The 10,435-nt window shown below is 64.6% G+C and carries 8 protein-coding genes; 3 read left to right on the top strand and 5 right to left on the bottom strand.

Annotation, left to right across the window (positions count from 1 at the left end; all coding sequences use genetic code 11):
* The 3 genes from gyrA to ACLPJJ_RS03760 all read right to left on the bottom strand — a co-directional run.
* Positions 1-2,216: DNA gyrase subunit A (gene gyrA / locus ACLPJJ_RS03770; RefSeq protein WP_443589588.1), on the bottom strand; the 2,216-nt coding region annotated here is incomplete at its 3' end.
* Between the two features lie 151 nt (positions 2,217-2,367).
* On the bottom strand, positions 2,368-2,949 hold the full coding sequence (gene gmk, locus ACLPJJ_RS03765; RefSeq protein WP_443589586.1) for a guanylate kinase: 582 nt from the start codon (positions 2,947-2,949) through the stop codon (positions 2,368-2,370).
* The gene (locus ACLPJJ_RS03760) at positions 2,942-3,844 is read right to left on the bottom strand and encodes a YicC/YloC family endoribonuclease (protein WP_443589584.1); all 903 of its coding nucleotides are present in this window, start codon (positions 3,842-3,844) and stop codon (positions 2,942-2,944) included. The genes gmk and ACLPJJ_RS03760 overlap by 8 nt, the downstream gene beginning before the upstream one ends.
* 38 nt (positions 3,845-3,882) lie before the next feature.
* Here ACLPJJ_RS03760 and ACLPJJ_RS03755 point away from each other — a divergent pair, with 38 nt between their 5' ends.
* Entirely contained in the window at positions 3,883-4,605 is a 723-nt protein-coding gene (locus ACLPJJ_RS03755; RefSeq protein ID WP_443589583.1) for a hypothetical protein, read from the top strand.
* Positions 4,606-5,101: 496 nt separating this feature from the next.
* Here the strand turns inward: ACLPJJ_RS03755 and kdsA are convergent, their stop codons facing one another.
* Together kdsA and ACLPJJ_RS03745 are read right to left on the bottom strand one after the other, a co-directional pair.
* The gene (gene kdsA, locus ACLPJJ_RS03750) at positions 5,102-5,950 is read right to left on the bottom strand and encodes a 3-deoxy-8-phosphooctulonate synthase (RefSeq protein ID WP_443589582.1); all 849 of its coding nucleotides are present in this window, start codon (positions 5,948-5,950) and stop codon (positions 5,102-5,104) included.
* A 108-nt stretch (positions 5,951-6,058) separates the two neighbouring features.
* Entirely contained in the window at positions 6,059-7,627 is a 1,569-nt protein-coding gene (locus ACLPJJ_RS03745; RefSeq protein ID WP_443589580.1) for an amino acid permease, read from the bottom strand.
* Between the two features lie 143 nt (positions 7,628-7,770).
* Between ACLPJJ_RS03745 and ACLPJJ_RS03740 the strand changes: the two genes are divergently transcribed.
* Positions 7,771-9,132, top strand: a complete 1,362-nt coding sequence (locus ACLPJJ_RS03740) for a glutamine synthetase family protein (protein WP_443589578.1) — start codon at positions 7,771-7,773, stop codon at positions 9,130-9,132.
* Positions 9,133-9,138: 6 nt separating this feature from the next.
* A complete protein-coding gene (locus ACLPJJ_RS03735; RefSeq protein WP_443589576.1) occupies positions 9,139-10,305 on the top strand; it encodes an iron-containing alcohol dehydrogenase in 1,167 nt (388 codons plus the stop codon).
* Positions 10,306-10,435: the final 130 nt, after the last annotated feature.

Genomic DNA, 10,435 nt, shown 5'->3' with positions numbered 1-10,435 from the left:
ACCTCATCCCCCGCGCCGAGCCTGATGCCGCGCACGCCAGTGGAATCGCGCCCGGAGAACACGCGCAGATTGTCGTCGGTGATCTGGAAGCGGATGCAGCGGCCGAGCTTGGTCGCCAGGAACACGTCGTCGCCATCGCGGCAGGTGGCCACGCCGATGAGGTGGTCGCCCTCGTCCAGCTTCATCGCGATCAGACCGGAGGCGCGGACATTCTTGAAATCCGCCAGCCGGTTGCGGCGGACATTGCCGCTGGAAGTGGCGAACACCAGGTGCAAATTCTCCCACAGCGTTTCATCCTGCGGCAGCGGCAGCACGGTGGTGATCTGGTCGGTGCCCAACTCAGGCAGCAGGTTGATGAGCGCCCTGCCCTTGCCCGTGGCTCCGCCTTCCGGCAGGCGCCAGACCTTCTCGCGGAAGACCTTGCCGCCCGAGGAGAAGAACAGCACGAACTGGTGCGTATGCGCATTGAAGCTGCGGGTGACGATATCATCCCCGCGCGTGGACGCGGCCGAACGCCCGCGCCCGCCACGGTTCTGGGCGCGGAAAACATCGAGCGGCGTGCGCTTGATGAAGCCGTCGCGCGTGAGGGTGATGACCATCTGCCCCGGCTCGATCAGGCTTTCATCGTCGAGATCGGCGTCGACATCCTCGATGCTGGATTTGCGCGGAGACGCAATCTTCTCGCGCGCGGCCAGGATCTCGTCGCGCATCACCTCCAGGCGGCGGATGCGCGAGACGATGATGGCGAGATATTCCTTGATCTTCTCGGCAACTTCCGCCAGCTCGGCCTGGATCTTGTCGCGCTCCAGCCCGGTGAGGCGCGCGAGGCGCAGCTCCAGAATGCCGCGCGCCTGTGCATCCGTAAGATGGATGGTGTTGTGCTCGGACACGGCGTTGCCAGCATCGTCGACGAGCGCCAGCAGCGGCAGCACGTTTTCCACCGGCCAGTCGCGCGCCATCAGCGCGGCGCGGGCAGTGTTGGAATCCGGGCTGCTGCGAATGATCTTGATGACTTCATCAATATTCGCGACGGCGATACCGAGGCCGATCAGCAGATGCGCGCGGTCGCGGGCCTTGTTCAGGTCGAACCGGGCGCGGCGGAGGATCACCTCCTCGCGAAACTCGATGAACAGGCCAAGCAGTTCCTTAAGCCCCATCTGCCGGGGCTTGCCCTTGTCCAGCGCCAGCATGTTGATGCCAAAGCTGCTCTGCAAATTGGTCATCCGGTAGAGCTGGTTCAGCACCACCTCGCCCGTGGCGTCGCGCTTCAGCTCGATGACAATGCGCATGCCCTCGCGGTCGGACTCGTCGCGCAGATCGGCGATGCCCTCGATCTCCTTGGCGCGCACCAGCTCGGCGATGCGCTCCAGCAGCGTGGATTTGTTGACCTGATACGGGATCTCCGTGACCACGATGGCGTCGCGGTCCTTGCGGATTTCCTCGATGGTGGCGCGGGCGCGCAGGATGATGGAGCCGCGCCCCGTCTCAAACGCGGAGCGGATACCCGAACGCCCCAGTATGATGCCGGAGGTCGGGAAGTCCGGGCCGGGCACGATCTTCATCAGCTCTTCGAGCGTGATGTCCGGCTCGGCGATCATGGCCAGCACGGCGTCCAGGATTTCCGTCGGGTTATGCGGCGGAATATTCGTGGCCATGCCGACGGCGATGCCATTGGAGCCGTTGATCAGCAGATTCGGGAAGGCGGCCGGGAGGACGCGCGGCTCCTGCTCGCTCTCGTCGTAGTTCGGCTGGAAATCGACCGTGTCCTTGTCGATATCGGCGAGCAGCAGCATGGCCGAGGGCGCCAGGCGCATCTCGGTATAACGCATGGCGGCGGGCATATCGCCGTCGATGGAGCCGAAATTGCCCTGCCCATCGATCAGCGGCAGGCGCATCGAGAAATCCTGCGCCATGCGCACGGCGGCGAGATAGATCGCGCTGTCGCCATGCGGATGGTAGGCACCCATCACGTCACCGGTCATGCGCGCGGATTTGCGATAGGGCTTGTCCGGCGTGTTGCCGGCCTCATTCATCGCGTAGAGGATGCGCCGGTGCACCGGCTTCAGCCCGTCCCGCGCATCCGGCAAGGCACGGCTGACGATGACGGACATGGCGTAATCCAGGTAGGATTTACGCATCTCCATCTCGATGGAAACAGGCTCCTGGCCGCGCGGCAGCATGGGCTCCGCGCCGGGCTCTTCGGTGATGTCAGTCATGTCAGGTCAGAGATTCGCCATACGCCGGGAATTTACCGGCGCGGCGCCTTGCAAGGCGTTGGAAAGTCTAGCAAAATTATACTTCATATCAGCAGTTTTATAGCATGCCGGCGGGGCATTTACAAATCTGCCCCGTCCACGCCACGCCGGGCTAGAGTTGTCGCTTGGTCTCCAGCCGGCAGGCGCGCAGGATGGCGCGCAGATCGGCCAGGGCTATGTCCAGGTCGTGGTTCTCCACGATATAGTCGAACTCCCCGGCATGGGAGATTTCGGCCTCGGCGTGCTCCATGCGGGCCTCCACCTGCTCCAGCGTGTCGCCACGCTTGACGAGGCGATGGCGCAGCACATCCAGCGAGGGCGGGTTGATGAACACGCCCACCACATCGCCGCCCATTGAGGCGCGCAGCTGGTGAAACCCCTGCCAGTCGATGTCGAACATCACATCCTGGCCCGCGTTCAGCGCCGCCTCCACCGGGGCGCGGGGCGTGCCGTAGGAACGCCCGAACACACGCGCATATTCCAGCAGTTCGTTCGCCTCGACCATTTCATCGAACCGCTCCTGGGAGATGAAATAATAATGCTTGCCCTCCTTCTCGCCCGGGCGGCGGGCGCGGGTGGTCACGCTCACCGAGAGCGATAGCGCGTCATCCTGCTCCAGCAGCAGGCGCGAAAGCGTGGTCTTGCCGGCGCCGGAGGGGGCGGCCAGCACCAGGCACAGGCCGCGCCTACTCAATGTTCTGCACCTGCTCGCGCAGCTGCTCGATGGCGGCTTTCAGCGCGAGGCCGATATTGGTGAGCGGTACGGAGGTAGACTTGCTGCACAGCGTGTTGGCCTCGCGGTTGAATTCCTGCATCAGGAAGTCCAGCTTGCGGCCCACGGCCACGCCCTCTTTCAGCAGGGCGCGCGCGGCCTCGATATGCGCGGCCAGACGGTCCAGCTCCTCGCGCACGTCCGACTTCGTGGCCAGCAGAGCGATTTCCTGGGCGATGCGCTCTTCCGGCAGATTCGGTGTGCCGCCGATCAGCTCGGCCAGCTGCGCGGCCAGCCGGGCGCGGTGCAGCTCCGGCTGCTTGGCGGCTTCCAGCCCCGCGGCCTCGTGCAGCAGCGCGATCTCGCGCAAATTCACGCCGACGATATCCGCCAGCTTCCGTCCCTCGGCGGAGCGGGATTCGGCCAGCCCCTCCAGCGCCTGCACGAAGCCCTCGCGCACCGCGTCATGCAAGGCGACGCGCTCCTCCTCGCTCTCCTCCTGCGCCCCGGTGCTGCGCATCACGCCCGGCAGGGCCAGCAGCAACTCGGCCCGCGGCGGCAGCGCGCCGGGGATGTTGTCCGCCAGCTCGACGGCCAAATCCTTGATCCGCTCCAGCGCTGCCATGTCCGGCACGATGGCGGCGGCCTGCTCGCGCTTCAGCGTCAGCGTGCCGGAGACATTGCCGCGCTTCAGCCGCTTGGCCGCAAGGTCGCGCAGCGGAAACTCCAGCGCCTCCAGCCCGGAAGGCAGGCGCAGCTTCACGTCCAGCCCGCGCCCGTTCACGCTGCGCAGCTCCCAGATCCAGGCGGTACCGTTGAGTTCGCCCTGGGTGCGGGCAAAACCGGTCATCGAGGCGACTTGTGGAAATTCGGTCATGGGCTGGCCTCATAGCAGCAGGCTGCTAGACTGCCCATATGTTTAAACACCCGGCGCCGCGCGTGGTGTGGTGCCTGGGCATGTACGCCAGCGGCTCCACCTGGCTGTTCAATGTTACCAGGGAGGTCACGCAGCGCCTCCACCCGCAGGCGCGGGTGACCGGCCATTATGTAGATGCCACGGACCGGCTGGGCCGCCTGCCCGCCGGGCTGGCGGTGGTGAAGACGCATCATCTGGGCCGGACGGCGGCGCAGAGGCTGGCGGCGCAGGCCGAGGTCATCGTGCTTTCACTCCGTGACCCGCGCAACGCCGTAACCTCGCTGATGCAGCATATGGGGCAGAACTTCCCGCAGGCGCTGCGCTGGGTGGAGGATTCGGCGCGGTTCTGCGCGCAATATGCCGACGACCCGCGCACCGCCCTGCTGCGCTATGAGGATGGCTTCACCGAGACGCCGGAGGTTTTCGACACGCTGGCCACACGGCTTGGCGGCGGACTGGGCGCGCAGGCGCGGGAGGAGCTGTTCGCGCAGTCGCGCCGCGCGGCGATCGAAGCAAAAATTGCCCGGCTGAAGGACTTGCCCACCGCCTGGCACAACCCCGCCACCGGCGACGTAGTGGACCGCGACACGCAATGGCACCTGCACCATGCCGGGCGCAGCGGCGAGAACGGGCGCTGGCGGCGCCTGCTGCCGCCCGAGGCGGCTAGCCATGTCGAGCAGCGGCTGGGTGGCTTCATGCGCCGCTTCGGCTACCTGCCCTGACAACGCAGCTTCACCCTCAAGTTGTCAGAACCGCTAACCCGGCCGGGCTCTGGGCCGCGGGCAGGCGCCAAAAAATGAACGTTAGTTGTACCAAGCTAATGCAGAAATAAATTTCTCCAATCTTTCATATTGCTGCAATGCACTCGAAAATTTGCCGCACATCACTGAATTTTAACCATTTTGGAACGGCTTTTCACTAGGAAGTGAAGGAGTTTCCGGGTAAGTACCCGACCACAACTTTAGAGGTTGGACCATGACCACGAAAACCTTTCACGGGTTTACGCTCTGGGCCGTGCCGCGCTTTCATAGGTCTGATGCCATTAACCCCGAGACGCAGGACCAAGAGCGCAAAGGCGGCCTGCTTCACCAATTCGCCACCCTCCAACTTGCAGACCCGGCGCGGGAAACAGCCGTACAGCGCCCCGCGCTCCCGCGCGGACTGGCCACCTGCCACTAACCTATCCGGGGCCGGAGGACCGGCCCCGCCAGCCTCAATTTAGGCCTGCGCCTTCGCCACCTTGTCGAACGCCATCAGGCCGCGCACCAGCGCCTCGAAATCCTTGAGCGCGATCATATTCGGCCCGTCCGAGGGCGCGTTGTCCGGGTCCGGGTGCGTCTCGATGAACAGCCCCGCCACGCCCACCGCCACGGCGGCGCGGGCCAGTACGGGCACAAATTCGCGCTGCCCGCCCGAGGCGCCGCCCAGCCCGCCCGGCTGCTGCACGGAATGGGTCGCATCGAAGATCACCGGGGCGCCAAACCCGGCCATGATCGGCAAGGCGCGGAAATCCGAGACCAGGGTATTGTAGCCGAAGCTGGTGCCGCGCTCGGTGGCCATCACGCGCGGATTGCCCGACTGCGTGACCTTGGCCAGCACGTTCTTCATATCCCACGGGGCCAGGAACTGCCCCTTCTTCACATTCACCACCGCGCCGGTCTGCGCCGCGGCGATCAGCAGATCCGTCTGCCGGCAAAGGAAGGCCGGGATTTGCAGAATGTCCACCACCTCGGCCACCGGAGCGCATTGCTCGCGCTCATGCACGTCGGTCAGTACCGGCAGGCCCAGGCGGTTCTTGATGTCGGCGAAGATCCGCAGCGAGGCATCCAGCCCCACGCCGCGCGCGCCGGAGATGCTGGTGCGGTTCGCCTTGTCGAAGGAGCTCTTGAACACCAGGCCGATACCAAGGCGCGCGCAGATCTCCTTGAGCGCGCTGGCGCATTCGAAGGCATGCGCGGCGCTCTCGATCTGGCAGGGCCCGGCGATCAGCGAGATCGGCAGGTGGTTGCCGAAGCTCACCCCACCGGCGGTGACGACAGCAGCGGGCGAAGCGGCGGGAGCGGTCATGGTGTTTCCTTCAGCAACTGGCACTGCCCCCCTATAGCCGCCAAAGATGCCGCCAGCAAAAAGGCCCCGGATCGCTCCGGGGCCTTTCGTTACCGCCAAGCGGGAAGTTTAGTCCACGGCGCCTTTGAGCGCGGCTTCCTCGGCCATGATCTCGGCGGCGCGGGCAGCGATTTCGCCCGCGTTGATCGGGGGCCCAGGGAACCGGGTCCGGGCAACGCCGAACCAGATCACCGCGATCAGCACCAGCAGGCCGATGAAATAACTGTCGAGGATGTCGTTGGGCGGGCGGGTGCCGATATAGATGATCAGCACGCCGCCAAGGACGGAGATCAACGCCAGCGGCTTGGAAAACACACCCAGCCGGAACGGCCCGAACTCGGTCCAGCTACGCCCCTCCGCGAACAGCCCGGCCAGGATCGGCATGGCGTAGGAGATGTAGAGGAACATCGCGCAGCCAGCCGCCAGCGCCGCAAAGGCCGGCGAGTAGAGAGTCGAGCCGATGGACACCACGACAACCGCCCAGATGGCGTACACCGGCGAACGGTGCTTGCGGTCCACCTGCTTGAGCCATTTGCTGCCTGGCAGTCCGCCGTCACGCGCGAAGGCGTAGACCATGCGCGAGGTGGAAGTGACACCGGCCAAGGCGCAGAGGAAATTGGCCACCACGATGCCGATGTAGAGCAAATCCTTCCACACCGTGGGCACGGCGAGGCCGGCCATCAGGTTGAAGATGATGTTGGAGCCATCGCCCGCGTTCTTGATCGGGTCGGGCATTGCGATGATAAAGGAGGCCGCCATGACGAGGCCGAACACCAGGGACCAGAAGATCGAGTTCATGATCCCCTTGGGTACGTTGATGCGGGCGTTGACCGTCTCTTCCGAGGTATGAGCCGAGCCGTCATACCCGGTCATGGTGTAGAGCGGATAGAGCATGCAGAGCAGGAACAGGTAGAAACGGGAGTCGCTATGCGGCACCACGCTGCCGCCCGGCGCGCCGGAGAAATTATGGAAGGCGATGAGGCGCGAGAAATCCCAGTGCGGGGTGGCGTAGAGCATGGTGCCGGTGAGCAGCACGGCGACGACAAAAATGAGATAGCCCGAGAAATCGATCAGCTTCGTCGTAAAGCGGATGCCGAAATGGTTGAGCAGACCCTGCGCCCCGGCGATGAGCACCACGGCCAGCACCTGCGGCCAGCCACCTGAGACCACCGGCCAGTAATTTGCCCAGGCGGAGGTGTTGATGCCAAAAATATTATTAAGAATCAAACCATTGAACAGATTGTAGACACCAACGTCCACCGAGGAGATCACGAAGATCAGTCCAGCCAGGTTGAACCAGGCCGTGGCCCAGCCCCAGCCGCGCCCGCCCAGAATGGAGGACCAGTGATACAGCCCGCCGGCCGTGGGATAGGCCGAGGCGATCTGCGCCATGCAGGCGCCGACTGTCAGAGCGAAAAGACCGCCGACGATCCAGCCGATGATGGCCGTGAAGGCGCCGCCCGTGGAGTAACCGACCTGGAAGGAGGTGATCCCGCCGGCAAGGATGCAGATAATGGAGAACGCCACGGCGAAATTGGAGAAGGCATGCATGCGCCGGGAAAGTTCTTGCGCGTATCCCATTTTGTGCAGTGTCGCGGCATCCGCCGCCAGTATCTCTTTTTCACTCCGGTCCGTCATTATCAGCCCCTTGTCGTTGTGATTGATTTTATAAACGAAACCTATACGGGGAATTTTCTTTCGCCAAGAGAAACTTGACCTTCCGCATTCCTGGGCGCGAGAAATTGTGACTATAATCGACAAAACAACCTGGGAGCCAAACCATGGCCGCAACCCCCCATCTGACATTGCCCGAACTCAAGGGAATGGCCGAACGCGGCGAGATCGACACGGTCATCGTTGCCGCCTGCGACATGCAGGGCCGCCTGCAGGGCAAGCGGGTGATGCCAAAATTCTTCTTCGAGTCCGTCACCTCCGAGGCCGCCGAGGGGTGTTCCTACCTGCTCGCGACCGATATCGAATGCACCCCGGTGCCGGGCTATGAGCTCACCTCCTGGGAAAAGGGGTATGGCGACTTCATCTTCGCGCCGGACCTCTCCACCCTGCGCCTGGCCCCTTGGCAGCCGGGGGCTGCGATCATCCTGTGCGATATCGAGCTGAAGGACCACAAGCCGGCCGATGTCTCGCCGCGCACAATGCTGAAGAAACAGCTCGACCGGCTGAAGGGCCATGGCCTGACCGCCTGGGCCGCGACCGAGCTGGAATTCATCATGTTCCGCAACACCTACGAGGATGCGTGGAACAAGGCGTATCGGGGCCTTACCCCGGCCAACCAGTATAATAACGACTACTCGATCCTCGGCACCGCGCGGGTGGAGCCGGTCATCCGCCGTATCCGCAACGCCATGGAGGCGGCCGGAATCCAGGTGGAGAACTCCAAGGGCGAGTGCAATCTCGGCCAGCACGAGATCAATTTCCGCTACGGCCCGGCGCTCACCACCTGCGACGACCACGTCATATATAAAGAGGCGGCCAAGGAGATCGCTGCACAGGAGGGCGTGGCCATCACCTTCATGGCCAAGTTCAACGAGCGCGAGGGCAATTCCTGCCACACGCATCTCAGCCTGCGCAACGAGGCGGGCGAGCCCTTGTTCCTGGACGCCGACGGCCATTCGCCGTCGAAATTCTTCAAGCAGTTCATGGCCGGGCTGCTGCGCCACGCGCCGGAGATCGCGCTGTTCTTCGCGCCCAACATCAACTCCTACAAGCGCTTCGCTCTGGGCAGCTTCGCCCCCACGGCGCTGGCATGGGGCATGGACAACCGCACCTGTGCGTTCAGGGTGCTCGGCCATGGCAAGTCCATCCGCGTGGAGAACCGCCTGCCGGGCGGCGACGTGAACCCGTATCTGGTGCTGGCCGCGATGATCGCCGCGGGCCTCGCCGGCATCGAGGGCGACTACGCCCCGGTGCCGCTGTTCACCGGCAACGCCTACACCGCCGACCTGCCGCGCGTGCCCCGCACGCTCGCCGACGCGGCGAAGCTGTTCGCGGAGAGCGAACTCACCCACGCGGTGTTCGGCACTGACGTGGTGAAGCATTATACTAACATGGCGAAAGTGGAATTGGACGCGTTCAACGCGGCCGTGACCGACTGGGAACGCTTCCGGTCTTTTGAGAGGATGTAATCTACCATGGAACTACGCGGTAATTGGCGAATCCCTACGGAGATTCTGGCTGGCGCCGGGCGCATTGCCGAGCTGCCCGGCCGCGTGCGCGATGCCGGCATCAGCCGTGTGCTGATCGTCACCGATCCCGGCGTGGCCGGCCTTCCCTTCTTCGCCGGCATCGTTGAGTCGTTCGAGAAGGCCGGCATCGCCACGGCGGTGTTCAAGGACGTGCACCCCGACCCGCTGGCCGAGGACGTGGCCGCTGGGGCAGCAGCGTACAAGGCGCATGGGGCGCAGGCCGTGGTCGCCATCGGCGGCGGCTCGGGGCTGGATTGCGGCAAGTCCGTCGCACTCGCCGTCTCCACCTCCCGCCCGCTCTGGGATTTCGAGATCACCCTGCCGACCCCGGCGCTGGACAGCCCGATCCCGCCGATCTTCGCCGTGCCCACCACCGCGGGCACTGGCTCCGAGGTGGGGCGCGCCAGCGTGGTCATCGACCCCGCGAAGCGCCGCAAATATATCCTGCTGCACGCGCAGATGCTACCGCGCCTGGTGGTGCTTGACCCCGAGCTGACCTACGGGCTTCCGCCGTTCATCACCGCCTGGACCGGCATGGACGCGCTGGCCCATTCGCTGGAGGCGTTTTACGGCCCGTTCTACCACCCGATCGCGGATGGCATCGCCATCGAGGGCATGCGGCTGGTGAAGGAAAACCTCATCACCGCCGTGAACGAGCCGCGCAATACCGCGGCGCGCATGAACATGCTCGCCGCCGCCTCCATGGGCGCCACCGCGTTCCAGAAGGCGCTGGGCGCGATCCACTCGCTCTCGCACCCCATCGGCGCGCGCTTCCATGCGCATCACGGCCTGACCAACGCCGTGCTGATGCCCTATGTGCTGGCCTTCAACCGCCCGTGCATCGAGCCGAAGATCGCCTATGCGGCGCAGGCTCTTGGCATCGAGAACGGGTTCGACGGCTTCCTGAACTGGGTGCTGGAACTGCGCGAGGCGCTGAACATTCCGCACACGCTGGAGGCGCTGAAGGTGACGCCGGACGCGCTGGAAGACCTCGCCGCCGAGGCGATGGCCGACCCCAACACCCCGGACAATCCGCGCAAGGCGGACAAGGCCGACATGCTGCGCATCCTGCAGGCGGCCATGGCGGGCACGATGGGCGGCCTGGGTGATTGACGCGTAAGGCCGGGGGCAGCCCAGGCCTTTTTTGGTGGTGCCTCAGTTTGAATTTCGGGTTTCGACCGAGGCCGTGGAAAAACGCGAGTGCTGATCTAGGTGTAGTTGGCCCGATTGGGTTTGAACGATC

It is taken from the genome of Acidocella sp., assembly GCF_052326845.1.
In the GTDB taxonomy this organism is placed as follows: domain Bacteria; phylum Pseudomonadota; class Alphaproteobacteria; order Acetobacterales; family Acetobacteraceae; genus Acidocella.
This window is presented reverse-complemented; position numbering and strand designations above follow the sequence as displayed.

Excerpts from the sequence above, each read along its gene's own strand:
- ACLPJJ_RS03740 (WP_443589578.1), top strand. The coding sequence starts at position 7,771 with ATGGCCGCAACCCCCCATCTGACATTGCCCGAACTCAAGGGAATGGCC.
- ACLPJJ_RS03735 (WP_443589576.1), top strand. The coding sequence starts at position 9,139 with ATGGAACTACGCGGTAATTGGCGAATCCCTACGGAGATTCTGGCTGGC.
- ACLPJJ_RS03745 (WP_443589580.1), bottom strand. The coding sequence starts at position 7,627 with ATGACGGACCGGAGTGAAAAAGAGATACTGGCGGCGGATGCCGCGACA.
- kdsA (WP_443589582.1), bottom strand. The coding sequence starts at position 5,950 with ATGACCGCTCCCGCCGCTTCGCCCGCTGCTGTCGTCACCGCCGGTGGG.
- ACLPJJ_RS03755 (WP_443589583.1), top strand. The coding sequence starts at position 3,883 with ATGTTTAAACACCCGGCGCCGCGCGTGGTGTGGTGCCTGGGCATGTAC.
- ACLPJJ_RS03760 (WP_443589584.1), bottom strand. The coding sequence starts at position 3,844 with ATGACCGAATTTCCACAAGTCGCCTCGATGACCGGTTTTGCCCGCACC.